At 65.6% G+C, this 22,988-nt stretch carries 20 protein-coding genes; 8 read left to right on the plus strand and 12 right to left on the minus strand.

Features of this window, described 5'->3' with window-relative positions; all coding sequences use genetic code 11:
- Window positions 1-8: 8 nt before the first annotated feature.
- The 5 genes from kdpA to SR870_RS20880 form a co-directional block, all read right to left on the minus strand.
- Complete coding sequence (gene kdpA / locus SR870_RS20860; RefSeq protein WP_322515412.1) at window positions 9-1,712, minus strand: potassium-transporting ATPase subunit KdpA; 1,704 nt, start codon at window positions 1,710-1,712, stop codon at window positions 9-11.
- 9 nt (window positions 1,713-1,721) lie between these two features.
- Window positions 1,722-1,811, minus strand: a complete 90-nt coding sequence (kdpF, locus tag SR870_RS20865; RefSeq protein ID WP_156332441.1) for a K(+)-transporting ATPase subunit F — start codon at window positions 1,809-1,811, stop codon at window positions 1,722-1,724.
- A gap of 11 nt (window positions 1,812-1,822) precedes the next feature.
- The gene (locus SR870_RS20870) at window positions 1,823-1,987 is read right to left on the minus strand and encodes a hypothetical protein (RefSeq protein WP_322515413.1); all 165 of its coding nucleotides are present in this window, start codon (window positions 1,985-1,987) and stop codon (window positions 1,823-1,825) included.
- 50 nt (window positions 1,988-2,037) lie between these two features.
- On the minus strand, window positions 2,038-4,752 hold the full coding sequence (locus tag SR870_RS20875; RefSeq protein WP_322515414.1) for an EAL domain-containing protein: 2,715 nt from the start codon (window positions 4,750-4,752) through the stop codon (window positions 2,038-2,040).
- Window positions 4,753-4,969: 217 nt separating this feature from the next.
- Window positions 4,970-5,374 (minus strand): hypothetical protein, encoded by a 405-nt coding sequence (locus SR870_RS20880; protein WP_322515415.1) that lies wholly within the window; start codon window positions 5,372-5,374, stop codon window positions 4,970-4,972.
- Between the two features lie 463 nt (window positions 5,375-5,837).
- Here SR870_RS20880 and SR870_RS20885 point away from each other — a divergent pair, with 463 nt between their 5' ends.
- The gene (locus SR870_RS20885) at window positions 5,838-6,050 is read left to right on the plus strand and encodes a hypothetical protein (protein WP_322515416.1); all 213 of its coding nucleotides are present in this window, start codon (window positions 5,838-5,840) and stop codon (window positions 6,048-6,050) included.
- Here the strand turns inward: SR870_RS20885 and SR870_RS20890 are convergent, their stop codons facing one another.
- The 4 genes from SR870_RS20890 to SR870_RS20905 form a co-directional block, all read right to left on the minus strand.
- Complete coding sequence (locus SR870_RS20890) at window positions 6,051-7,316, minus strand: acyl-CoA dehydrogenase family protein (protein ID WP_322515417.1); 1,266 nt, start codon at window positions 7,314-7,316, stop codon at window positions 6,051-6,053.
- Between the two features lie 78 nt (window positions 7,317-7,394).
- Window positions 7,395-7,739 (minus strand): cytochrome c, encoded by a 345-nt coding sequence (locus SR870_RS20895; protein ID WP_322515418.1) that lies wholly within the window; start codon window positions 7,737-7,739, stop codon window positions 7,395-7,397.
- An 8-nt stretch (window positions 7,740-7,747) separates the two neighbouring features.
- Entirely contained in the window at window positions 7,748-8,185 is a 438-nt protein-coding gene (locus SR870_RS20900) for a hypothetical protein (RefSeq protein ID WP_322515419.1), read from the minus strand.
- A 194-nt stretch (window positions 8,186-8,379) separates the two neighbouring features.
- Entirely contained in the window at window positions 8,380-10,203 is a 1,824-nt protein-coding gene (locus SR870_RS20905) for a putative bifunctional diguanylate cyclase/phosphodiesterase (protein WP_322515420.1), read from the minus strand.
- 176 nt (window positions 10,204-10,379) lie between these two features.
- Between SR870_RS20905 and SR870_RS20910 the strand changes: the two genes are divergently transcribed.
- Window positions 10,380-11,222 (plus strand): glucose 1-dehydrogenase, encoded by an 843-nt coding sequence (locus tag SR870_RS20910; protein WP_322515421.1) that lies wholly within the window; start codon window positions 10,380-10,382, stop codon window positions 11,220-11,222.
- 116 nt (window positions 11,223-11,338) lie between these two features.
- On the opposite strand, the gene SR870_RS20915 is transcribed toward SR870_RS20910, so the two are convergent.
- Window positions 11,339-12,715 carry a cytochrome P450 gene (locus SR870_RS20915; RefSeq protein WP_322515422.1) on the minus strand — a complete coding sequence of 459 codons (1,377 nt, stop codon included), beginning with the start codon at window positions 12,713-12,715 and terminating at the stop codon, window positions 11,339-11,341.
- 315 nt (window positions 12,716-13,030) lie between these two features.
- Here SR870_RS20915 and htpX point away from each other — a divergent pair, with 315 nt between their 5' ends.
- The 6 genes from htpX (at window position 13,031) to SR870_RS20945 (ending at window position 20,734) form a co-directional block, all read left to right on the plus strand.
- The gene (gene htpX, locus SR870_RS20920) at window positions 13,031-13,984 is read left to right on the plus strand and encodes a zinc metalloprotease HtpX (protein WP_322515423.1); all 954 of its coding nucleotides are present in this window, start codon (window positions 13,031-13,033) and stop codon (window positions 13,982-13,984) included.
- Window positions 13,985-14,386: 402 nt separating this feature from the next.
- Entirely contained in the window at window positions 14,387-15,802 is a 1,416-nt protein-coding gene (locus SR870_RS20925; protein ID WP_322515424.1) for an MFS transporter, read from the plus strand.
- A 200-nt stretch (window positions 15,803-16,002) separates the two neighbouring features.
- Window positions 16,003-17,040 (plus strand): branched-chain amino acid ABC transporter permease, encoded by a 1,038-nt coding sequence (locus SR870_RS20930; protein WP_322515425.1) that lies wholly within the window; start codon window positions 16,003-16,005, stop codon window positions 17,038-17,040.
- Window positions 17,037-18,809 carry a branched-chain amino acid ABC transporter ATP-binding protein/permease gene (locus SR870_RS20935; RefSeq protein WP_322515426.1) on the plus strand — a complete coding sequence of 591 codons (1,773 nt, stop codon included), beginning with the start codon at window positions 17,037-17,039 and terminating at the stop codon, window positions 18,807-18,809. The genes SR870_RS20930 and SR870_RS20935 overlap by 4 nt, the downstream gene beginning before the upstream one ends.
- Window positions 18,806-19,531: an ABC transporter ATP-binding protein gene (locus SR870_RS20940; RefSeq protein ID WP_322515427.1), complete on the plus strand. Its 726-nt coding sequence runs from the start codon at window positions 18,806-18,808 to the stop codon at window positions 19,529-19,531. Before SR870_RS20935 ends, SR870_RS20940 begins: the two co-directional genes overlap by 4 nt.
- Before the next feature lie 51 nt (window positions 19,532-19,582).
- Window positions 19,583-20,734 (plus strand): ABC transporter substrate-binding protein, encoded by a 1,152-nt coding sequence (locus tag SR870_RS20945; protein WP_322515428.1) that lies wholly within the window; start codon window positions 19,583-19,585, stop codon window positions 20,732-20,734.
- Window positions 20,735-20,855: 121 nt separating this feature from the next.
- Here SR870_RS20945 and SR870_RS20950 read toward each other — a convergent pair whose 3' ends face one another.
- Together SR870_RS20950 and SR870_RS20955 are read right to left on the minus strand one after the other, a co-directional pair.
- Complete coding sequence (locus tag SR870_RS20950; RefSeq protein WP_322515429.1) at window positions 20,856-22,043, minus strand: pyridoxal-phosphate-dependent aminotransferase family protein; 1,188 nt, start codon at window positions 22,041-22,043, stop codon at window positions 20,856-20,858.
- Window positions 22,044-22,131: 88 nt separating this feature from the next.
- Window positions 22,132-22,860 carry a thermonuclease family protein gene (locus SR870_RS20955; protein ID WP_322515430.1) on the minus strand — a complete coding sequence of 243 codons (729 nt, stop codon included), beginning with the start codon at window positions 22,858-22,860 and terminating at the stop codon, window positions 22,132-22,134.
- Window positions 22,861-22,988 lie beyond the last annotated feature (128 nt).

Here is a 22,988-nt window from a genome sequence, read left to right on the forward strand (position 1 = left end):
TCTCCGGATTAGTAGGCGGCGTCGTTCAGCATCGCGAGATGCTCGACGATCGGGCCGACGGCGAGCGCCGGAAAGAAGGTGAGGCCGCCGACGATCAAGATGACGCCGACAAGGAGGCCGACGAACAGCGGGCCGTTGGTCGGGAAGGTGCCGGCGGTCGCGGCGATCTTCTTCTTGCCGGCGAGCGAGCCGGCGATCGCCATCGCCGGGATGATCACCCAGAACCTTCCCAGGAACATCGCGACCGCGCCGGCGAGATTGTAGAAAGGCGTGTTACCGGAGAGGCCGCCGAATGCCGAACCGTTGTTGGCCGCCTGCGAGGTGAAGGCGTAGAGGACTTCGCTGAAGCCGTGCGGGCCGGCATTGGCCATCGACGCCACCGCCGGCGGATAAACAACGGCGATCGCGGTGAAGCCCAGCATCAGCAGCGGCAGGATCAGGATCGCGAGCATCGCCATCTTGACCTCGCGCGCCTCGATCTTCTTGCCGACATATTCCGGCGTGCGGCCGACCATCAGTCCGGCGAGGAAGATGGTGATGATGACGAACAGCAGCATGCCGTAGAGGCCGGCGCCGACGCCGCCGATCACGATCTCACCGAGCTCCATGTTGATGATCGGGATCATGCCGCCGAGCGCGGTGAACGAGTCGTGCATCGCATTGACCGCGCCGCACGAGGCCGCGGTGGTAATCACTGCGAACAGCGCCGAGGCGGCGATGCCGAAGCGGACCTCCTTGCCCTCCATGTTGCCGCCGCTGAGCCCAAGCGATTGCAGGATCTGCGTGCCGTTGGCCTCGGCCCAGTAGCAGACCACCACGCCGGCGATGAACAGCGTGCCCATCGCGGCGAGGATCGCCCAGCCCTGGCGCTGATCGCCGACCATCCGGCCGAACACGTTGGTGAGCGCCGCGCCGAGCGCGAAGATCGACAGCATCTGCAGGAAATTCGACAGCGCGGTCGGGTTCTCGAACGGGTGCGAGGCGTTGGTATTGAAGAAGCCGCCGCCATTGGTGCCGAGCATCTTGATCGCGACCTGCGAGGCGACCGGGCCGAGCGCGATCGTCTGCTTGCCGCCTTCGAGCGTGGTCGCATCGACAGACGGTCCGAGCGTCTGCGGCATCCCCTGCCACACCAGCACCAGCGTGAAGACGATGCAGATCGGCAGCAGCACGTAGAGCGTGCAGCGGGTGATATCGACCCAGAAATTGCCGATCGTCTTCGCCGAGGCGCGGGCGAAACCGCGGATCAGCGCCATCGCCAGTACGATGCCGGTAGCGGCGGAGAGGAAGTTCTGCACCGTCAGGCCGAACATCTGGGTCAGATACGACAGCGTGCTCTCGCCGCCGTAGTTCTGCCAGTTGGTATTGGTGAGGAACGATATCGCGGTATTGAGCGCGAGATCCGGCGCCACCGTGCCTTGTCCTGCCGGATTCAGCGGCAGCAACGGCTGCAGCCGCAGTAAGAGGTACAGCAGCACGAAGCCGGCGGCGTGAAACAGCAGCATCGCCAGCGTGTAGGTCAGCCAGTGCTGCTCGCGGTGCGGATCGACGCCGGCGAGGCGATACAGCCCGGCTTCGACCGGCCGCAGCACGAACGACAGCGGCGTGGTCCGGCCGTTGAAGACGCGGGTGAGGTAGGCGCCGAGCAAAGGCGTCAGCGCCACGATGATTGCGCAGAACAGCGCGATCTGGGTCCATCCGATCAGTGTCATCGCGCGCTCCTAGAACCGTTCAGGGCGCAACAGCGCATAGACGAGATAGATCAGCAGCAGCGCGCTGACCGACGCGGCGAACAGATAGTCGAACGTCATGGTGGTGCTCCTCAAATCCGTTCGCACGCGAAGGCGTAGCCGATGGTGACGGCGAACAGGCCGAAGCCGGTGAGGAGCATGAGAAAATCGAACATCGAAGCCTCCTGAAGGTCGGGCTTCGATTCAGCTAGGCTGAGCGGTATAAGGAAGCGATGCGGAATCGCCGGCGGCGGCATAAGGGCGGCATAAAGGCCCGCGCGAAAACGACGTGCCGATTTCGCCGCGGTCAGGCCGCGCGGGTGCCGCGGTGTTCTGCGAGCAGCATGCGGAATTTGGCCGCGGGCACGGCTGGGCTGAACAGCCAGCCCTGCATCTGGCTGCAGCCGAGCGCGCGCAGAATGTCGCGCTGCCGTGCGGTCTCGACGCCTTCCGCCGTGGTCGTCATGCGGCGCGAGGCCGCGATATTGACCACGGCCTCGACGATCGCCGTCGATCCTTCGGTGGTGTCGATGTTCTCGACGAAGGCGCGGTCGATCTTGATCTTGTCGAACGGGAACCGCTGCAGATAGCTCAGCGACGAATAGCCGGTGCCGAAATCGTCGAGCGAGATCCGCACCCCGAGCGCGCGGAGCAGGTTCAGCGTCGTCAAGGCGGCGTCGTCGTCGTGGATCAGCACCGCTTCCGTCACTTCGAGTTCCAAGCGTCGCGCGGGCAATCCGGTCGACCCGAGCACCGACGCCACCAGCAGCGCCAGCGTCGGCTGTCGGAACTGGACCGGCGAAATGTTGACGGCCAGCGTGATGTCCTCGTCCCACTGCACCGCTTCGGCGCAGGCGGTCGCCAGCGTCCAGCCGCCGATCTCGTTGATCAGGCCGGTGTCTTCGGCGATCGGGATGAATTCCCCCGGTGAGATCATGCCGCGGGTCGGATGCCGCCAGCGCAGCAATGCCTCGCAGCCGGTGATCGCGTCACTGCGTAGATCGACCAGCGGCTGGTAGTGTATTTCGAAGCCGCCGTCGGCGATCGCGCTGCGCAGGTCGAATTCGAGTTCGCGGCGGGCGCGCGCAATCGCGTCCATCGCCGGCTCGAAGAACCGGAAGGTCCGCCGGCCCCCCGCCTTGGCGCTGTACATCGCCAGGTCGGCGTTCTTGATGAGCTGGTCGATATCGGCGCCGTCCCCTGGCGCGATCGCGATCCCGATCGAGGCGTCGGTCGACAGATGATGGCCGAGGCATTGGTACGGCGCGCGGATCGTCTGGAGGATCCGCTCGGCCAGCAGGGTGGCTTGGTCGCTGTCGGCGGCGCTGGCCGCGATGACCGCGAATTCGTCGCCTCCGAGCCGGGCGACGAAGTCGCTGGCGCCGACGCATTCCCGCAGCCGAACCGCAACCTGCTTCAGCAATTCGTCCCCGGTGGGATGGCCGAGCGTATCGTTGATGCTCTTGAATTCGTCGATGTCGATATAAAGCAGCGCGCACGCCGCGCCGCCCTGGCTGCGTTGCAGTTCGCGCTCCAGCCGCTGCCGGAACAGGCTGCGGTTCGGCAGATCGGTCAGGCTGTCGTAGTGCGCGAGATAGGCGATCTTCTCACTGTCGCGGATTCGCTCCGTGATGTCTTCGTGCGTCGCGACCCAGCCTCCGCCCGGAACCGGAACGCTCGATATCTGGATCGAACGGTCGTGGGAGCCGTGCACCGCCGAGGTCTTTTCGACCATCACGGCCTGAACGATGCTGTTGCAATATTCATCGACATCGCCGTTGAACGATCCCAGCGCCTTCCGGTGAGCGACGATGTCGCGGAAGCTGCAGCCCGGCTTCACGATCTCCGGTGACAGCCCGTACATCTTGATGTAGCGCTGATTGCAGACGACCAGGCGCTGCGAGGCATCGAACAGCAGCAGCCCTTGGGACATGTTGTTGATCGCAGTGTTGAGCCGCTGCTTGTCCAGCGCCAGTCGCGCCTGCGTCGCGTGATGCTGTTTGCCGAGCTGCCGGGTGATCAGCAGCAGAATGATGGTCACCACCAGCGCCGAGACCGTGGCGGCGGATATCAGAAGCCTGGTCTGCTTGCGCCACGCCGCCAGCGCCTCGTCCGTGGTGGTGGCGGTGACGACCACGATCGGGAGGGTCGCCAGTGCATACGACGACACCAGCCGCTCGCGACCGTCGACCGGGCTCGTCACTTGTGTGGTGATGTTGGATTCGAACAGTCCCAGCCGGGCCATCTTTCCCGACCGCAGATTGCGCCCGATGCTGTCGTCGGCATGCGGATAGCGCGCCATCAGCATGCCGTTGCTGTGATGAATCGAGATCGCGGAATCGCCGCCGAGCGACACCGACGCCAGGAAATACTCGAAATGCGCCGGCGTCAGCGATCGGCTGACGACGCCGACAAATTCGCCGCGGGCGTTGTTGAGCCGCTGCGCAAGCACGATGGTCCAGCCGCCGGCGAGGGTGTTCTGGACCAATTCGACGGTGGTTCGCGGCGCAATGCCGGCCTTGTGGGCCTTGAAGTAGGAGTGCTCGGCGATCGACAATTCGGGCACCGGCCAATGCGACGAGTTGTTGATCAGGGTGCCGCGATCATTGAAGATCGCGAGCCCCGAGATCTCCGCGGTGGCCCCGGCCTTGGCGCGCAGCATTTCGTGCGCCTTGATCGTGGCCATCTGGCCGCTGAAGGCATCCGCGGAGTCGATCTGGGCTTGCCTCACCAGCGCGACCACCTCGGCCTGGATGGTGAGAAAATCCTCCAACTCGCGATTGTAGTGATGCGCCAGCAGCATAGCCGTGTTGGCCAGTTCGCGCTCGCTGTTCTGCAGGGCCTTGGTACGAAAATCGCCGACGATCATCGTCGTCACGACCGCGATCGCGGTGATCAACAGCAGCCCGCATCCCATCAGCAGCGCCACGGGGCGGTGGTTCAGCATGTTGCTGATGGTGATGCGCTCGGATAGGGCCGACGGATCGGTGTCTCCGGTATCGCTGTGCGAACTGGTCCTCATTGCCACAGGAATAACTGCCAGTGATGGAAACTAAGTTAGCAATCACGGTAATCAAACCTTAAACGATTGTTCCGGATCGGGCGGCGATCGAGCCGGCGGCCGCCGGGGTAGTCGCCGGTCTGGCGTTCCGAAAACGAAAAGGGCCGACGGCTGACGCCGCCGGCCCTTTCGATCGTGCGAACGGGCGAATGAGATGCGCGAATTGTCGCGCCGCCGATCAGTTGATCCGGGTATCGGGCCGGGTCGCCGTCGAACTGGTATTACGGTATACTTCGAATACTCCAAGCGCGATCGCGGCGAGGAAAATGAACACGATCAGGTTGCGCGGCAGCAGCATCGACGCCGCGATCAGCGCCACCGAAATGGTGCAGGCTTTGACCAGCTTCTGCTCGTCGGCGAAAAGCGCCTTGAACCGGTCGATGTTGTCCTGCTTCCACAAGGGTGGCGACAGCGACTGCAATCCGAATTTCTCCCACGCGCCCCTGAAGCCGAGCTCGCGCGCCCACAGCAGGAACAGCGCGATCACGAAAGCGAGCAGGGCGACGATCGCCCCGGGCGGACCACCCGCGTAGCCGATCACGACCACAAGAGCGACCGCAAATGCAGCGAGCCAGAATTGCATGTGATGTACCTATGTTCACCCGGTTCTCGGGTGCCTTTTCGGGTTCGTCCACGCACGCATGACCGCGAGTGGAGGGAAAGGACGCCAAGCACGCGAACGCGATACCAGAGGTCGTCATCCGGGACTGCGTCCACGATCTCGTACGCGAAGCGAACGCGCGTCCCGATGCCGGCTCTGTTCGATTAAAACAAATGAGGAACGGTCGCCAGTCAGGCGAATTGCTGACAGCGTCCGTTGGACGAAAGTCATTCGCCGACGTCGGTTCGGTTCCCCCGCGGACGGGAGCGCCCAGGGATCATCGCGATCGAATCGGGTGGTCTCAGGAGCGGGCATCAGCCCGTCCTCGATTGGGGAGGGATCCGGCTGATGATCAGCCCGCGCGGCAGGGCGATCCGGCGGTCGGTATTCGTACGAGCCCTCAATTTAATCTCTGCGTAACGACGATCCCCGAATAGTCCCCGTCATGGAGATCAGCACCATGATGATGCAAACGCTCGAAACAACCGATGTGAAGGAAGCCCGACGCTCGCGTATCGCCCAGTTCAGCGGGCGCGCGGCGACACTCAAGGTCGGTGGCTCCTCGATCACCGGCGTCGTTCGCGCGGTCAAGGAGGATACCAGCGGCGAGACGCCGCGCTGGATCGTGACCGTGATCGAGAAGCAGCCTCGCGCCTGATCAGCCGCCGATCAGGGCTTCGGGCGGAATGAAGTAGTGGGCATTGCGGCCGGCCTGAGCTTTGGCCGACGCCAGTTCGGCCCGCGCGACGACCCGCAAATGCACCTCGTCCGGGCCGTCGAGAAACCGCATCGCCCGGCCCCACGTCCACAGATACGACAACGGCGTATCCGGCGTCAGGCCCATCGCGCCGAACACCTGCATCGCCCGGTCGACGATCCGCGTCTGCAGCCGTGCGGCGACCAGCTTGATCGCCGAGACGTCGACGCGGGCCGCCGCATTGCCTTCGCGATCCATGCGATGCGCCGCTTTCATCACCAGCAGGCGCGCCTGGTCGATTTCCAGACGCGACTCTGCGATCCAGTCCTGGATGTTGGCGTAGTCGGCCAGATGCCTGCCGAACGCCCGACGTTCCAGCGCGCGCTCGCACATCAATTCCAGCGCGACTTCGCACTGGCCGATGGTGCGCATGCAGTGATGCACCCGGCCGGGGCCGAGGCGGTCCTGCGCCAGGCGGAAGCCCTTGCCCTCTTCGCCGAGCAAGTTGGACGCGGGTACGCGGACGTTACGGAACAGCAGTTCGCAATGGCCCTCGGGCGAGTGATAGTGCATCACCGGAATGTTGCGGACGATGCTCAGCCCGGGCGTGTCCATCGGCACCAGCAGCATCGAATGCCGCTCGGTGGAATTCGGATCGAGATCCGCGCCTGTGACGCCCATCACGATCGCCAGCTTGCAGTTCGGGTGCGCCGCGCCGGTGATGAACCATTTGCGGCCGTTGACGACGTAGTCGTCGCCGTCGCGGGTGATGGTGGTGCGGATATTGCGGGCGTCGGACGAGGCGGCGTCGGGTTCGCTCATCGCGAAGCACGAGCGGATCTCGCCGATCAGCAGCGGCTCCAGCCATTTACTGCGCTGGTCCGGCGTCGCGGCGAGCTGCAACAGCTCCATATTGCCGGTGTCGGGCGCATTGCAGTTGAACACTTCCGACGCCCAGTGAATCCGGCCCATGATCTCGGCGAGCGGCGCGTATTCGAGATTGGTCAGGCGCTGTCCGGGATCGTCGTCGCCGAGGCTCGGCAGAAACAGATTCCACAAATCCTCGGAGAAGGCGCGCGACTTCAGCCGCTCGATCAGCGCCAGCGGATAGCGCCCGGCGTCGGCGTCGCGATGCCAGGCGACATTCGCCGGCTCCACGTGAAAGCGCATGAAGTCGGAGAGCTGCGCCCGTAGCCGCACGACCTTGTCGCTGTCGTCGAAATCCATGGTGCGGCCCTCAACAGGGGTAGGCCGCGACGCGGCGGGCGGATGGCGGACGAAATCTGCAGCGCCTCGCGTGGCGCATCAGTCGCGCTTGAGGCTGAGAATGTAGCGCACGATCTCGTCGGCATCGGCGGGTGCGATGATGAGATTCGGCATGTCGGTGTGGTTGGACCGCAGGAACACCTTGAGCGACAATTCGGTGGTCGACGGCATGTTGGCGATGCGCACGAACGCCGGCCCCTTGCCGCTGAGCACCTCGTTGCGCTCGACGGCGTGGCATTCCTTGCACCAGTTCACCGCCAGCCGGTGCCCGGCGGTGACGGCTTCCGGCAGCGTCGCGCCCTCGGCGCGGTGCAGCCGGACCGCCAGCAGCACCGCTACGATCAGAAAGACAGTCGCCAGCAGACGGATCCAGCCGTGCGACATCACCGCAGTCAGTGACGGGCGGACAGAGGCGGAGTGCTCTGGAGCTCTTCCGCCAGCGCGTCGAGCGTCACCTTGTTGGCGCAATAGGCCTGGTAATGCTCGGCAAGCGAACCGTCGGCGATGTCGTGGTCGCATTCGCTCTTGTGGCGGCACAGCGCGCAAACGCGTTCGAGGTCGCGCATCACCAGCGGCTGGGTTCGCGCAATGGCCTCCTCGCTGATGCCGAGCGCTTTCAGAAGCTGCGGAAGCTCCTCGACCTTGTGCGGGCCCTGGCGAACCAGTTCGTCGAGGTCAGTCGAGGTGACGCCGAGGTCGTGAGCGATGCGGCTGAATTCAGCGGCGTCGAACTGGCACATCTCGGACACGTCGCGCCGGTGCTTGAGCCACTCGGCGAAGGTCTCGATCAGCCGATCGACGAAGGGATAGGGGCGAGAATGAGCAGGCATGGCGCCCTCCAGATTTGTCGGGGATGACGCGACCATCGCCGATGATCAGGTGGGTCACATTGCGCCAGATCAAGCCGAGCAACTCCAAATAACGTCGCAGGCACGCGTGAAGATCTTTGGTAATCAAGAGCTTGGGGGAAACACGAGGTAGGTGCGGCGTCAGCTCTGCGTTCAGCGCAGATAGCTCTGCGCCGCTAGCCGCGCCCGACATTGACGCGCGAAACCACCGTCCGCGCCTGCTCGACCTGACGGCCCGACGCGCTCGGGCGGCCGCTGCTGAAGCCCTGCACCGAGGGCTTCAGCTCTTCGAGGAAGACCGGCTTCGAGAAGTAGTAGCCCTGCGCATAGCGGATCCTGGTCATGGTCTGCAGATAGGCGAGTTCTTCGAACGTCTCGATGCCTTCGGCGATCACCGTCATGCCCAGCGCCTCACTCAGCGATTCGATCGCCCTGAGAATGCCCTGGCTGCGCGGCCGCCTGTGAATGTCCGTGATGAACGACCGATCGATCTTGATCTCGTCCGCGGTGATGTCCGCCAGCGCCGACAACGACGAGTAGCCGACGCCGAAATCGTCGATCGAGATACCGACGCCGATCTGGCGCAGCATCGGGAGAATTTCACTCTGGAAGTGGCTTTTCGTGACGAAGGCGTCTTCCGTCACTTCGATGATGAAGCGCGACGGACATTCGGTCGCGGCCAGAGCCGCGGAGAACGATTGCATGAAATGGAAGTTGCCGGCCTGCTTGGCCGCGACATTGATGCTGATACTCGTTTCAGAGCCGAAGGCGTCGTTGATCAGGTCGATCGACTTCACGATCTCGGCGAGGACCAGATGGGTGAGTTCGTCGATCAGCCCGAGTTCGACGGCCAGATCGACGAAGGTTCCGGGCGCCTGAATCACGCCGTCGTCGTCGCGCAGCCGCACCAGCGCCTCGATGCCTTTGATCTCGCGGGTGCGGATATCGACCTTGGGCTGGAATGCGCAGCAGAATCGCCTGTCGAGAATCGCCTGGCGCAGCGACTGCTCGACAGCCATCCGTTCCAGCGCCTCGCGCTCCATCGCGACGTCGAAGATCGCCGCGGCACCCTTGGTCGCGCTCTTGACGCGGTACATCGCGATGTCGGCGTTCTGGCGCAGCGCCTCGAAACTGTTGCCGTGCTCGGGATACAGGCTGACGCCCGTCGACGCCGAAGCGAACAGCTCCGACCCGTCGATATAGAACGGCGCCTTCAGCCGCTGCAGCAGGAAATCGATGTAGTCGGCGACCTCGGTCAGGCTCTCGATCGGGTTGAGCAGCAGCAGAAATTCGTCGCCGCTGATGCGCGACAGCATGTCGGTCTCGCGCAGATCGAGGCCGAGCCGTTTGGCCACCCCGACAAGGAGCGCGTCGCCGACCGCGTGGCCGTAGTAGTCATTGATGTGCTTGAAATTGTCGATGTCGAGAAACGCGAGCGCGAACCGGTTCGGTGGGCCGTCGACGCTCAACAAGGCGTTGGCTTGGCTTTCGATGATGCTGCGGTTCGGAAGCCCCGTCAGTTCGTCGAAATAGGCGCGGCGGAACAGGTCGTCCTCGATCGCCTTCTGTTCGGTCATGTCGAGAGAACTCGACAGCAGCAGCCGCCGCCCCCTGATCTCGATCGGCCGATGCGCGGTCAGGAAGGTGCGCGCCGCCGCGCCTTCCCCGGCGCGTTCCTCGCGGATCGCGCTTTGGCCGGCGCGCAGCGCCATGCCGACGGCGCGGCGCTGTTCGATTGCGAGGGAAGGCGTGGCGGTCGTCGTCGGACCGGCCGGCAGGTCGAAGTGCGCCGCGGCGGCATCGTTGACGACGAGAAACTCGCCCTGGTCGTCCTGTACAGTCACCGCCGAGGGGAGCCTGCGGACGATTTCTTTCAGGGTCTGAAAATCGATGCCGTCGGCGGTCGCCGGCAGGCCGCCACCGGGCGTGCGCGTTGCCGCGGCGCTGGTCTCCGATTGGATCGGATCGCCGTAAATTTCCGAGGAGGCTGCACTGGACATCGCAGCGAAGCATGGCAAGTTTGGTTGTAATAAATGTTAAGTTCCGCGCGGAAAGGTCGTCGCAATCCGCGCACTAATCGATTCGGAACTGCGACGCGGCAATTTGTCGTTAACAAAACGTCAAATCGACAAGCCGAGCGCAGGGAAGACTGCGCCGCAACAGGGGAGACGAGACGATGGGACGGCTGAACGGCAAGGTTGCGGTGATCACCGGCGCGACCAGCGGGATTGGTCTGCGCACGGCCGAAGTATTCATCGCCGAGGGCGCCCAAATCGTGATTGCCGGCCGCCGTGCGCCCGAGGGTGAAGCGCTGGCGGCAAAGCTCGGGCCGTCCTGCGTCTTCAGGCAGACCGACGTCACCGAAGAGGATCAGATGAAAGCTCTGATCGCGCAGGCGATCGATTCTTTCGGACGGATCGACTGCCTGTTCAACAATGCCGGCGGTCCGGCGCAGACGGGCGGCATCGAGGGTCTCGAAGTCGACCGGTTCGATGCTGCGATGGCGACGCTGGTGCGCAGCGTGATGCTCGGCATGAAGCATGCCGCGCCGCACATGAAGAAACAGGGCTCGGGCTCGATCATCAACAACGGAAGCATCGCCGGCCGGCTCGCCGGCTTCTCGTCGTCGCTGGTGTACGGCGCCGCCAAGGCGGCGGTGATCCATCTCACCAAATGCGTCGCGATGGAGCTCGGCGAGTCCGGCGTCCGGGTCAATTCGATCTCGCCCGGCGCGATCGCGACCGGCATCTTCGGCAAGGCGCTCGGCCTGACCACCGAGGCCGCGGAGAAAACCTCGGCGACGATGCGCGAAATCTACAAGACTGCGCAGCCGATCCAGCGCGCGGGACTACCCGAAGACATCGCGCACGCCGCGGTGTTTCTCGCCAGCGACGAGTCGGGCTTCATCAACGGCCACGATCTGGTGATCGACGGCGGCATTACCGGCGGCCGCAACTGGACGCAGCAGCAGCAGGGCTACGTCGCGCTGCGCAAGGCGTTCGATCACGGCGAGGGCTGAGCAACACGCTTGCTGTCATTGCGAGGGGCGAAGCGACGAAGCAATCCAGGGCTCGGGGCGCTGAGCTCTGGATTGCTTCGCTCCGCTCGCAATGACGAGAGACGTTGTTCTGCTAACTACTTCACTGGCGCCATGTTGACCCGCAGGCCGTCTTTCGGCTTCGGGATCGGCCACATCTGCCACGACGATTGATAGTTCGGCGGCAGGCCCAGGCTGAGGTTCTGCAGCAGGTGCACCGCGAAGCACTTCGCCTGCATGTAGGCGAAGTTCAGCCCGAGGCACATATGCGCGCCGCCCCCATAGGCGACCCAGGCGAAGCGGTGGCGGCCACGCTGCGCCTCGTCGGTGAAGCGGAGCGGATCGAATCTGTCCGGGTCGGGCCAGATCTCCGGCATGTGGTGGGTGTAGAGCGGATTGATCGCCACCATGGTGCCGGCCGGAATTGTGTAGCCCTTGAAGGTGAATTCCCGGGTGGCGCGACGCGGCAGCGACGGCACCGGCGGCCGCAGCCGCATCGCTTCCTTGAACGCCATCTCGGTCAACGGTAACGCATCGAGCTGTTCGAACGTCATCGCTTCACCCGGCTTCAGCCCGAGGCCGGCGATTTCCTCCCGCAACCGCTGCTGCCAGTGCGGATCGGCGGCTAGTGCGGCGACGAACGAGGTCAGCGACGAGGTCAGCGTGTCGTGCGCCGCCATCATCAGGAAGCTCATATGGTCGACGATGTCCTGCGTCGACAATAGTGCGCCGTCCTCATGGGTGGCGCGGCACAAATGCGAGAACAGGTCGTCGCCGCCCTTGGCGCGGCGGATCGGGATCTGTTCGGAGAAGTAAGCCACGATGCGCTTGCGGCCGCGGACACCGCGCGCCATCGCCGTGCCGGGCCACGGCTTGCGGATCGGCGCGACTGAGGCCGCCACCATGTCGACGAAGGCGGCGTTGACCTCTGCGGTTTCCGCACCGATCGCGGTGCCGAGGAACGAAGTCGCGGCGAGGTCGAGCGTGAGCTGCTTCATCGCCGGATAGCACAGCATCTCTCCGGGTTGCGCCCGCCACTGCGCCACGCGTCGCGCGATGCCCGAGTTGAGCTCGGCGAGATAGGACTGCATCGGCCCGGCCTTGAACGCCACCGACAGCGCCTTGCGGTGCAGCCGGTGCTCGTCGAAATCGAGCATCATCAACCCACGCGGAAACAGCAGCCCGAGAATCGATCCCCAGCCGTGGGTCGAGGAGAACAGCTTGGTATTGTCGAACAGCACCAGCTCGTTGGCCTCCGGCCCCAGCAGCGTGATGCTGGTCTCGCCGAGCACCCGGCTGCGATACACCGGGCCGTACAGCCGGCCCATCATCTCGACCTGGCCCTTCGGGTCCGCGAGCACGTGCAGGGTGCGACCGATGATCGGCCAGCCTTCGTCCCCGGGAATATGGGCGAGCGCACTGCGTGGCGGCGGCAGTGTTGCAATGAGCGACGAGTCCGCGGCCTGGATCGACATGGAGTTCCCTCGACGTTTCCTGACAGCCTTCGCGGAGCTGAGCCTCCGTCTTGTGGCCAGTTGCAGTTGAAAATAGGAGGCGCGTGATCGGCTTGGCAAGCGCTAACTCGGTGACGTTCGCCGTCATGATGCCGCTGCTTGCGGGTGAGAATGTCGCTCGGCACCAAAGCGATCGGTCTCCCAACGCCGCCGGCGATCGCTTTGCCGCGGCAAGCCGCGACGCGCTGCCGCAGAGGCCGATCTTGTTCGAAAGCAAAGAGTTACCATCTCACGGATGCGTGAGCCGTCCATCGGACGGGACGCAGGAGGAGGACCATGAGTTACTTTAAAACCGCGATGTTGCTCGCCGGTATGACCGCGCTGTTCATGGGCGTCGGCTATCTGATCGGCGGCGCCAGCGGCGCGATGATCGCGTTGGTCGTCGCCGCGGCGATGAACATCTTCACCTACTGGAATTCCGACCGGATGGTGCTGTCGATGTACGGCGCCCAGGAGGTCGACGCGCGCACCGCGCCGGACCTGCACCGGATGGTGGCGGAGCTGGCCGGCCTCGCCGGCCTGCCGATGCCGCGGGTGTTCATCATGGACAACCCGCAGCCGAACGCGTTCGCCACCGGCCGCAATCCGGAGAACGCCGCGGTCGCCGTCACCACCGGCCTGATGCAGTCGCTCAGCCGCGAGGAACTCGCCGGCGTGGTGGCGCATGAGCTCGCGCACATCAAGAACCACGACACGCTGCTGATGACCATCACGGCGACGATCGCCGGTGCGATCTCGATGGTGGCGCAGTTCGGCATGTTCTTCGGCGGCAACCGCGAGAACAACAGCGGCCCGGGCCTGATCGGCTCGATCGCGCTGATGATTCTCGCGCCGCTCGGCGCCATGCTGGTGCAGATGGCGATCAGCCGGACCCGCGAATACGCCGCCGACGAAATGGGCGCGCGGATCTGCGGCCAGCCGATGTGGCTCGCCTCGGCGCTCGGCCGGATCGAGAACGCCGCGCATCAGGTGCCGAATTACGAGGCCGAGCGGGCGCCGGCGACCGCGCATATGTTCATCATCAACCCGCTGTCGGGCCAGGGGATGGACAATCTTTTCGCGACCCATCCCTCGACCGAGAATCGCGTTGCGGCGCTGCAGCGTCTCGCCGGCGAGATCGGCGGCGGCGGTGCGAGCTTCGGCCGGCCGAGTAGCCCGTCGCCGCGCGGCCCGTGGACCGGTGCGCCGCGCGGCAGCGGCCAGCCCCGTGCCCGCGGCCCGTGGGGTTGATGCGTCGCCACTGACCGCAGCGCAGCATTGAGAGAGCGAAGGCCCCGGATCACACCGGGGCCTTTTTGCTGACCATTGTTCCACCCCCTCATCGAGGAGCTGAGCGACGAAGCAATCCAGCAGCGCCGAACACCGAAGCGCTGGATTGCTTCGCTTCGCTCGCAATGACGGGGAAAGGTCGTTGACAGGTGACCGCCTGCTTCTTCAGATTGGTGCCGATAATTGTGCGGAGCGACCCACGGGCCGTTTCGTGACACCTGTTTTCGAGCCTGTTTGCATTTTCGGTCGCCGCCCGATGGCGACGATGTCCCAATTCATTCCGGTTACCTGCGAGGTAATCGACCCGATGACGACGGGCTGCGACGCTCCTGCTTCCGCAGCCGATTGCCCAGGATCGTCGCCATGCATCAAACCCTCGCCGTCACCACGGATTCATCGCGCCGCTGGCGCGTGCTGGCGATCGTGGTCTCCGCACAGTTCATGTTCGGCGTCGACTCCTTCATCGTCAACGTCGCGATCCCGACGATCTCGGCCGAGCTGAACGCCTCGTCGTCGCAGCTCGAGGCGGTGATTGCGATCTATCTGATCGGCTATGCGACGCTGATCGTCACCGGCGGTCGGCTCGGCGACATCTACGGCACCAGGACGGTGTTTCTCGCCGGCGTTGTCGGCTTTACCCTGACATCGCTATGGTGCGGGCTGGCGCAATCCGGCACCGAACTGATCCTGGCGCGGCTGGCGCAGGGCACCACCGCGGCGCTGATGGTGCCGCAGGTGCTTGCGACTCTGCATGTGCTGTTTCCGGACGCCGCTCGGGCCAAGGCGTTCGCGATCTACGGCATCGTGCTCGGCCTCGCCGGCGCGGCCGGCTTCGCGCTCGGCGGCCTCTTGGTGACGCTCGATCTCGGCGGCTACGGCTGGCGTGCGATCTTCTTCGTCAACGTTCCGGTCGGGCTCATCATTCTGGCTGCCGCAGCGTGGGTGGTGCCGCAGGCGCCGCGGCGGCCGGGCACCAGGCTCGACCTGCCGGGCGCGGCGATTTTGTTCACCGGCCTGTTGTGCGTGATCGGCCCGCTGCTTTTCGGCCGCGAGGTCGGCTGGGCGTGGTGGGTCTGGGCGGTGATGGCCGGAGGCGTCGGCATCGTGCTGTTGTTCGTGCGCTACGAGCGCGCGCTCGCGGCGCGCGGCGGGATGCCGCTAATTGATCTCACGCTGCTCGCCGATCCGGCCTTCATGCGCGGGCTCGGCGCGGTGTTTTGCTTCTTCTTCGCCAATCAGTCGTTCTATCTGGTGGTGACGCTGTACATGCAGATGGTGCTGAAGATCCCTCCACTGCAAGCCGGCCTGGTGTTTCTGCCGCTCGCATTGGCCTTCGTCATCGCGTCGCGGCATTCGGGCGCGCGCGCGAAGCGGCGCGGGACGCTGGTGCTGATCGAGGGCTGCCTGCTGCAGATCGCCGGCCTCGCGCTGGTCGCGCTGACGGCCGCCACGATCGCGGCGCCGACGCCGTTCCTGTTGGCGCTGGTGCTGATCGTGACCGGCTATGGCCAGGGCCTGGTGATGGCGCCGCTGTCGGGCGCTGTGCTGTCGACGGTGCAGGCGGCCAGCGCCGGCTCCGGCTCCGGTCTCTACGGCACCACCACGCAGATCTCGTCGGCCGCCGGCATCGCGGCGATCGGCTCGATCTACTTCGCGCTGGCCGAGGCCTTCACGGGTCCGTTCGCGTTTCTCATGGCGCTGACGCTGATCGCCGGCTCGGTCGCCGGCAGCGTCGTCCTGCTGCACTGGATGCGGCGGGCGGCTTTGGTCCCATCGTAGGGATGTTTGGCTTTTGCCCGATGCGCTAAGGCTTCGATGCCGCGCGTCGGGGGACCGCGCGGCATGTTGCTGCGCAGCGTCGATCTTTGACGGCTTTCCGCGTCACGACCCCCTTGAATTAAACGAGCGGTTGGTGAATTTTACCAGCCTTAGCGAAAACCGGGCCGTTCAAGCGCCCGGGTCGCGCCGGGGGAGGACGCGTGGACACCACGATATTCCTGTTTCTTTTGCAGGACGGCATCATCAATGGCGCCGTCTATGCGCTCGTCGCCATTGCGTTGGTGCTGGTGTTCGCGGTCACGCGCGTCATTCTGGTGCCGCAGGGTGAGTTCGTCGCGTTCACGGCGCTGACCATCGCCGCGCTCGAGAATGGCGTCGCGCCGGCGACGCCTTGGCTGTTGCTGGCGCTCGGATGTCTGGCCGCGCTGTCCGAGCTGATCCGCCATTTTCGCGATCTGACGCTGCGCCGCGTCGCCTGGATCGCGCTGTTCGATCTGGCGCTGCCGGTCGCGCTGCTGCTGCTGACGCAGGCTCTGGCGCCGATGAAGATCGGGCAGGTCGGCAGCATCCTGCTCGCGATCGCGCTGATCATGCCGATGGGGCCGATGCTGTACCGCATCGCCTTCGAGCCGATCGCGCATTCCAGCGTGCTGGTGCTGCTGATGGCATCGTTCGGCGTGCACTTCTCGCTGATGGGGCTCGGCCTGCTGTTCTTCGGCCCGGAAGGCACCGGCACCACGCCGCTGTCGTCGCAATCCTTCTCGCTCGGCGAGTTGCTGATCACCGGCCAGAGCGTCGCGGTGCTGGTGGTGACCGCCGTGCTGCTGGCGCTGTTCGCATTGTTCTTCGGCCGCACCTTGCTCGGCAAGGCGCTCAAGGCGTGCTCGTCGAACCGCACCGGGGCGCGGCTGGTCGGCATCCCGATCTCGGCGGCGGGGCAGATCGCCTTCGCGCTGGCTGCGCTGATCGGCGCGGTGTCCGGCGCGCTTGTGGGACCGCTGATGACGGTGGCTTATGATTCGGGCTTCCTGATCGGGCTGAAGGCGTTCGTCGCCGCCATCCTCGGCGGGCTGGTGAGCTATCCGTTGACGGTGCTGGCGGCGCTCACAGTGGGATTTGCAGAAGCGCTGTTTTCGTTCTGGGCCAGCAATTTCAAGGAAGTGCTGGTGTTCACGCTGATCATTCCGGTGCTTGCCTGGCGGTCGATCGTCGCACCCCATGCCGAGGAATCGGAATGAAGCTCCCCGCGCCCCGGCTGATCCGCGCGACTGTCGCTGCCGCGATCCTGATCCTGCCGTTCAGCGGGCTGATGCCGGACTATTGGATCACGCTGTTCAATTATATCGGCATCTCCAGCCTGGTGGCGATCGGCCTGGTGCTGCTCACCGGCGTCGGCGGCATGACCTCGTTCGGCCAGGCGGCGTTCGTCGGCTTCGGCGCCTACACCACCGGCGTGCTGACGGTGTATTACGGCATCTCGCCGTGGTTGACCCTGCCTGCGGCGATCCTCGTCACCATGATCGTTGCGCTGGCGGTCGGCGCGATCACGGTCCGCCTGTCCGGTCACTATCTGCCGCTCGGCACCATCGCCTGGGGCATCGCCTTCTTCTACTTGTTCGGCAATCTGAGCTGGCTCGGGGCCCATGACGGCCTGCCGGGAATTCCATCGCTGAAGATCGGCGACTACGCACTGACCGCGCCGCGCGATTATTTCGTCGTGGTCTGGATCGCCGTGGTGCTGGCGGTGATCGCGACGCAGAACCTGCTCGGCGGCCGGGTCGGCCGCGCGGTGCGGGCGCTGCGTCGCTCGACGCGCGCCGCGGAAGCGTTCGGCGTCAACACCGCCGGCGCCAAGCTGATGGTGTTCGTCTATGCGGCGATGCTGGCCGGGCTTGCCGGCTGGCTCTACGCGCATTTCCAGCGCTCGGTGTCGCCGGGCCCGTTCGGCATCACCGCCGGCACCGAATATCTGCTGATGGCGGTGCTCGGCGGCGCCGGGCGTGTCTATGGCGCGATCCTCGGCGCCGCCGGCATCACCTTCCTGCGCGATCAGTTGCAGGATTGGCTGCCCCGGCTGCTCGGCCATACCGGCAATTTCGAGATCATCGCCTTCGGCGCCGTGCTGGTGCTGCTGCTGCAGACCGCGCCGAATGGGCTGTGGCCGATCCTGTTCGGCCCGCCACCGGCGCCGAAACTGCCGCCGCCGCCGGACGGCGATCGCCTGCCGGCACGCGCTTTGCCGGCGCCCGGCACGAAGCTGCTGCAGGCCGATCAGGCACGCAAAACCTTCGGCGGCCTGGTCGCCGTTAACGATGTCGGCTTCGAGGTCGACAGCGGCCGGATCATCGGCCTGATCGGCCCGAACGGCGCCGGCAAGAGCACCACCTTCAACCTGATCACCGGCGTGCTGCCGCTGACCTCAGGGCGGATCGAATTCGAAGGTCACCCGCTGCAAGCGCAGACGCCGCAGCGCGCGGCGTCGCTCGGCCTCGGCCGCACCTTCCAGCATGTCGAGATCGTCGCCGATATGAGCGTGATCGAGAACGTCGCGCTCGGCGCCCATCTGCGCGGAAGGGCCGGCGTGCTGCGCGCGATGCTTCGGCTCGATCGCGCCGAGGAGGCGCTGCTGCTCGACAGTGCAATGCGCGCGCTGGCGCGGGTCGGCCTCGCCGACGTCGCGTATGAGCCTGCGGGTACACTGGCGCTCGGGCAGCTGCGCCTGGTCGAAGTCGCGCGCGCGCTTTGCCTCGAGCCGGTGCTGCTACTGCTCGACGAACCGGCCGCGGGGCTGCGCGTCGGCGAGAAGAAGGCGCTGGCCAGGCTGCTGCGCGAAGTCAGGGCCGAAGGCATGAGCGTGCTGCTGGTCGAGCACGACATGGATTTCGTCATGAGTCTGGCCGACCGCCTGGTGGTGCTCGATTTCGGCACCAAGATCGCCGAAGGCGCGCCGGCCGCGATCCGTCAGGATCCGGCGGTGCTCGAGGCCTATCTCGGAGGCGTGTCGTGACCGCGCCGCTGCTCGATGTCCGGAATGTCAGCGTCGCCTATGGCCGCGCCGAGGTGGTGCACGACGTCTCGATCAGGGTCGAGCAGGGCGCACTGGTCACCGTGATCGGCGCCAACGGCGCCGGCAAGACGACGCTGCTCAACGCCATCATGGGCCTGCTGAAGGCGCGCGGCCGGATCGGCTTCCGCGGTGAGGACGTCAGCAGCGTGATGCTGGAATCGCGGGTCAAGGCGGGACTTTGTCTCGTGCCGGAGCGGCGCGAGCTGTTCGCCGACATGCCGGTGGAGGACAATCTGCTGCTCGGCGGCTTCCGCCGCAGCCGCGCCGAGCGCAACCAGTCCATCGAGGAGATCTACGCGCGGCTGCCGCGGCTGCAGGAGCGGCGTGCGCAACTCGCGGGCACCCTCTCCGGCGGCGAGCGGCAGATGCTGGCGATGGGGCGGGCGCTGATGGCGCGGCCGACGCTGCTGATGCTCGACGAGCCGAGCCTCGGGCTCGCGCCGCGGATCGTGCGCGACGTGTTCCACATTCTCACCGATCTGCGCACGACCGGCGTGTCGATCCTGCTGGTCGAGCAGAACGCGCGCGCCGCGCTGGAAGTCGCGGACTATGCCTACGTCATGGAGCTCGGCGCGATCACCAAGCAGGGCTCTCCGGCGGATATCGCCGCCGATCCGCGACTGGTCGAGAGCTATCTCGGCCTCGGCGGCCAAGAGTACTAGTACGGACTACGAAACGAGTTCTGAAAGAAGAACCAACGGAGGAGGACGTCAATGCAACAGACCAAGACTCTGATCGTCGCGCTGGCGACGATGCTGGCCGGCGTGACGGCGGCGCAGGCCGAGATCAAGATCGGCATCACCATGAGCGCTTCCGGCCCGGGCGCGGCGCTCGGCCAGCCGCAATCCAAGACGGTGGCGGCGCTGCCCAAGGAGATCGGCGGCGAGAAGGTGACTTACTTCGCGCTGGACGACGAATCCGATCCGACCAAGGCGGCGCAGAACGCCCGCAAGCTGCTGTCGGAGGAGAAGGTCGACGTGCTGATCGGCTCGTCGCTCACCCCGGTCAGCCTGCCGCTGATCGAAATCGCCGCCGAGGCCAAGACGCCGCTGATGACCATGGCCGCGGCCGCGATCCTGGTCGCGCCGATGGATGACCGCCGCAAATGGGTCTACAAGGTCGTGCCGAACGACGACATCATGGCCGAAGCGATCGGCAAATACATCGCCAAGTCCGGCGCCAAGAAGGTTGGCTATATCGGCTTCTCGGATGCTTACGGCGAGGGTTACTACAAGGTGCTCGCCGCCGCGGCGCCCAAGCTCGGCTTCGAACTCACCACCCACGAGGTCTATGCGCGCAGCGATGCCAGCGTCACCGGCCAGGTGCTGAAGATCATCGCCACCAAGCCCGACGCGGTGTTCATCGCCGCGGCCGGCACGCCGGCAGTGCTGCCGCAGAAGGCGCTGCGCGAGCGCGGCTTCAAGGGGCCGATCTATCAGACCCACGGCGTCGCCACCGAGGAATTCATCAAGCTCGGCGGCAAGGACGTCGAAGGCGCGATCTTCGCCGGCGAGGCGTTCTCGGGCGCCGAGGACATGCCGGCCGACAGCCCGTTCCGCAAGGTCAAGGCGCGCTTCGTCGACGCCTACAAGGCCGCCAATGGCGGCGCGGCGCCGACCATCTTCGGCGTGCATCTGTGGGATTCGATGACGCTGGTCGAGAACGCGATTCCCGCTGCGCTCAAGGTCGCCAAGCCCGGCACGCCGGAATTCCGCGCGGCGGTCCGGGACCAGATCGAGAAGTCGAAGGACCTGGCGTTGAACAACGGCCTGTCGAACATGACGCCCGACAATCACAACGGCTACGACGAACGTTCGGCTTTCCTGATCGAAATCCGCGACGGCGCGTTCCGGCTGAAGCAGTAACTACTCTTCGTCATTCCGGGGCGCTCGCGCAAGCGAGCGAACCCGGAATCTGACGCGTGCAGAGCATCTCGGGATTCCGGGTTCGCGAGCTTTGCTCGCGCCCCGGAATGACGTTGGAAAACTAAGCCGGCACGCTCTCGGCCAGATAGCCGACTGCCGCGGTGACGCCGCCTTTGCCGTGGGGAATGCTCAGCGCGGTCAGCGCCATTTCGATGACGCCGAGCGTGCCGAGTATCATCGGCGCGTTGATGTGGCCCATATGGGCGATGCGGAAGGCGCGGTCCTGCAGTTCGCCGATGCCGACGCCGAGCACCAGGCCGCATTTCTCCTTGCAGTAGCGATGCAGCGCGAACAGGTCGTGGCCTTCGGCGGCGCGAACGGTGGTGACGGTGTCGGCGCGCTCGGTCGCGTCCTCGATGTTGAAGCTGAACACCTGACCTTCCGACCACACGCCGACGGCGCGGCGGACGGCCTCGGCGAGCAGCCGGTGGCGGATGAAGGTGTTCTCGAGCGATTCCTCGAACAGCATGTCGAGCGCCTTGCGCAGCGCGAACAATAGATGCACTGGCGCGGTGCCGGCGTATTTCTGATAGTGCTCAGGTCCGTCGCGGTTGGTCCAATCCCAATACGGCGTGCGCAGGCCGGCGGTCTGATGCGCCTCGCGAGCGCGGTCGCCGACCGCGACGAAGCCGAGGCCGGGCGGTGACATCAGGCCCTTCTGCGAACCGGACATCGCGACGTCGATGCCCCATTCGTCCATCTCGAACGGCATGCAGCCGAGCGAGGCGACGGCGTCGACCATGAACAGCGCCGGATGATTCGCGGCCTTGATGGCGCGCCCGATCGCTTCGATATCGTTGTAAGCGCTCGATGCAGTGTCGACCTGCACCACGAGGATCGCCTTGATGTCGTGATTCCTGTCGCGGCGCAGTCGCTCCTCGACCTCGGCGGGTTTGACCGCGCGGCGCCAATCGCCCGGTAGCACCTCGACCTCGCAGCCCATCGCCTGCGCGGCATTGCCCCAGCCGCGTGCGAAGCGGCCGCTCTCCAGCACCAGCACCTTGTCGCCGCGCGACAGCACGTTGCTGATCACCGCTTCCCAGGCGCCGTGGCCGTTGGCGATGTAGATGTAGGACTTGCCCCGGGTGGCGAACAGCCGGCTGAGGTCGTGCAGCAGGCTCTCGCTCAGATCGACCATCGCCTTCGAATAGATGTCGAGGGCGGGGCGATGCATCGCCTGCAGCACCTCGTCGGGCATATTGGTGGGGCCAGGAATCGCGAGGAATTCCCGTCCGGCGCTGACGGCCATGATGCTGTCCTCTGGGAGATTGAAACGCGGCGGAACCTTGCAGCCGCGCGCGATCGAAGTCAAGCGACCAGGGCGCGAGCGGCCGAGGTCAGCGCCGTGTCTCCCGGCAGCCGGCGGCGACGGCGTCTTCGACCGAGCAGAACCAGCGCGTGCCCTTGCTGATCTTCATCTTGATCTTCGCGTACCAGCGGCTGGTCGGCTTGTGATAAATGCACTCGCCCGCGGTGTTGACGTTGCCCTTGATGGTGCAGTCGGGCGATGGCGCGACCGGGCCGGAGGCCGAGGCCAGCAGGATGTTGCGGGCGTTCTTGGGCGGTCGCGTGGCGCCCAGGACCGTCGTCTTCTTGTTGCGGACGCGCCAGTCCCACGGCGCGATGAATGCGCCCTGCCACAGACCGGCGCGCGCGGCGCGCGCCAGCTTCTCGTCGGCGTCGTAGGTGTGCGCGACTCGAACGTAAGACAGTGCCCAACCGTTCTTCACCATCCATTGCTGAATATCCTCGCCGGCGACCTCGCATCGGGCGACCGAGAGGCCGTTCTTCTCCGTCCGCGTGACGCGGCAGGTCCAGCTCTTGCCGGCGACATGGGCCGCGAGCGCATCGCGCGCGGCGATACCGCAGGTCCAGCGGTCGCCGCCGGGATTGAGGCAGAGCTGGTCAATTGAGGGCGCGTCGATGCCCGCCAGCCGGATGCGGGCGCTGCCGATCATGACGTGGTCGCCGTCGCGGATCTTCGGCACGCCGGTGATGTCGGCGGCCTGCGCCGTGACCGGCAGCAGTAGAATCAGCGAAAGCGGAAGCAGGAGAATTTTCAGCATGCGATGGCCATCTCGGTCGGAGCCCGGGACAGGGTACGCAAGCGCACCGGCCCCATTGCGGCAATGGTCTGCCGATTGTGATGGTTATTTGACGGCCCGGCCAGCGCGACGCACCGACAACGGCTTCA

Source organism: Rhodopseudomonas palustris, from assembly GCF_034479375.1.
Taxonomy (GTDB): domain Bacteria; phylum Pseudomonadota; class Alphaproteobacteria; order Rhizobiales; family Xanthobacteraceae; genus Rhodopseudomonas; species Rhodopseudomonas palustris_M.

What these genes read in the sequence shown, in the direction of transcription:
- SR870_RS20915 (WP_322515422.1), bottom strand. Translation starts at nt 12,715, where the DNA reads ATGTCGATCCAGGCCGCGGACTCGTCGCTCATTGCAACACTGCCGCCG.
- SR870_RS20935 (WP_322515426.1), top strand. Translation starts at nt 17,037, where the DNA reads ATGAAGCTCCCCGCGCCCCGGCTGATCCGCGCGACTGTCGCTGCCGCG.
- SR870_RS20890 (WP_322515417.1), bottom strand. Translation starts at nt 7,316, where the DNA reads ATGGATTTCGACGACAGCGACAAGGTCGTGCGGCTACGGGCGCAGCTC.
- SR870_RS20950 (WP_322515429.1), bottom strand. Translation starts at nt 22,043, where the DNA reads ATGGCCGTCAGCGCCGGACGGGAATTCCTCGCGATTCCTGGCCCCACC.
- SR870_RS20905 (WP_322515420.1), bottom strand. Translation starts at nt 10,203, where the DNA reads ATGTCCAGTGCAGCCTCCTCGGAAATTTACGGCGATCCGATCCAATCG.
- SR870_RS20870 (WP_322515413.1), bottom strand. Translation starts at nt 1,987, where the DNA reads ATGCCGCCGCCGGCGATTCCGCATCGCTTCCTTATACCGCTCAGCCTA.
- SR870_RS20900 (WP_322515419.1), bottom strand. Translation starts at nt 8,185, where the DNA reads ATGCCTGCTCATTCTCGCCCCTATCCCTTCGTCGATCGGCTGATCGAG.
- SR870_RS20925 (WP_322515424.1), top strand. Translation starts at nt 14,387, where the DNA reads ATGCATCAAACCCTCGCCGTCACCACGGATTCATCGCGCCGCTGGCGC.
- SR870_RS20885 (WP_322515416.1), top strand. Translation starts at nt 5,838, where the DNA reads ATGGAGATCAGCACCATGATGATGCAAACGCTCGAAACAACCGATGTG.
- SR870_RS20895 (WP_322515418.1), bottom strand. Translation starts at nt 7,739, where the DNA reads ATGTCGCACGGCTGGATCCGTCTGCTGGCGACTGTCTTTCTGATCGTA.
- SR870_RS20875 (WP_322515414.1), bottom strand. Translation starts at nt 4,752, where the DNA reads ATGAGGACCAGTTCGCACAGCGATACCGGAGACACCGATCCGTCGGCC.
- kdpA (WP_322515412.1), bottom strand. Translation starts at nt 1,712, where the DNA reads ATGACACTGATCGGATGGACCCAGATCGCGCTGTTCTGCGCAATCATC.
- SR870_RS20945 (WP_322515428.1), top strand. Translation starts at nt 19,583, where the DNA reads ATGCAACAGACCAAGACTCTGATCGTCGCGCTGGCGACGATGCTGGCC.
- SR870_RS20955 (WP_322515430.1), bottom strand. Translation starts at nt 22,860, where the DNA reads ATGCTGAAAATTCTCCTGCTTCCGCTTTCGCTGATTCTACTGCTGCCG.
- SR870_RS20880 (WP_322515415.1), bottom strand. Translation starts at nt 5,374, where the DNA reads ATGCAATTCTGGCTCGCTGCATTTGCGGTCGCTCTTGTGGTCGTGATC.
- SR870_RS20910 (WP_322515421.1), top strand. Translation starts at nt 10,380, where the DNA reads ATGGGACGGCTGAACGGCAAGGTTGCGGTGATCACCGGCGCGACCAGC.
- htpX (WP_322515423.1), top strand. Translation starts at nt 13,031, where the DNA reads ATGAGTTACTTTAAAACCGCGATGTTGCTCGCCGGTATGACCGCGCTG.
- kdpF (WP_156332441.1), bottom strand. Translation starts at nt 1,811, where the DNA reads ATGACGTTCGACTATCTGTTCGCCGCGTCGGTCAGCGCGCTGCTGCTG.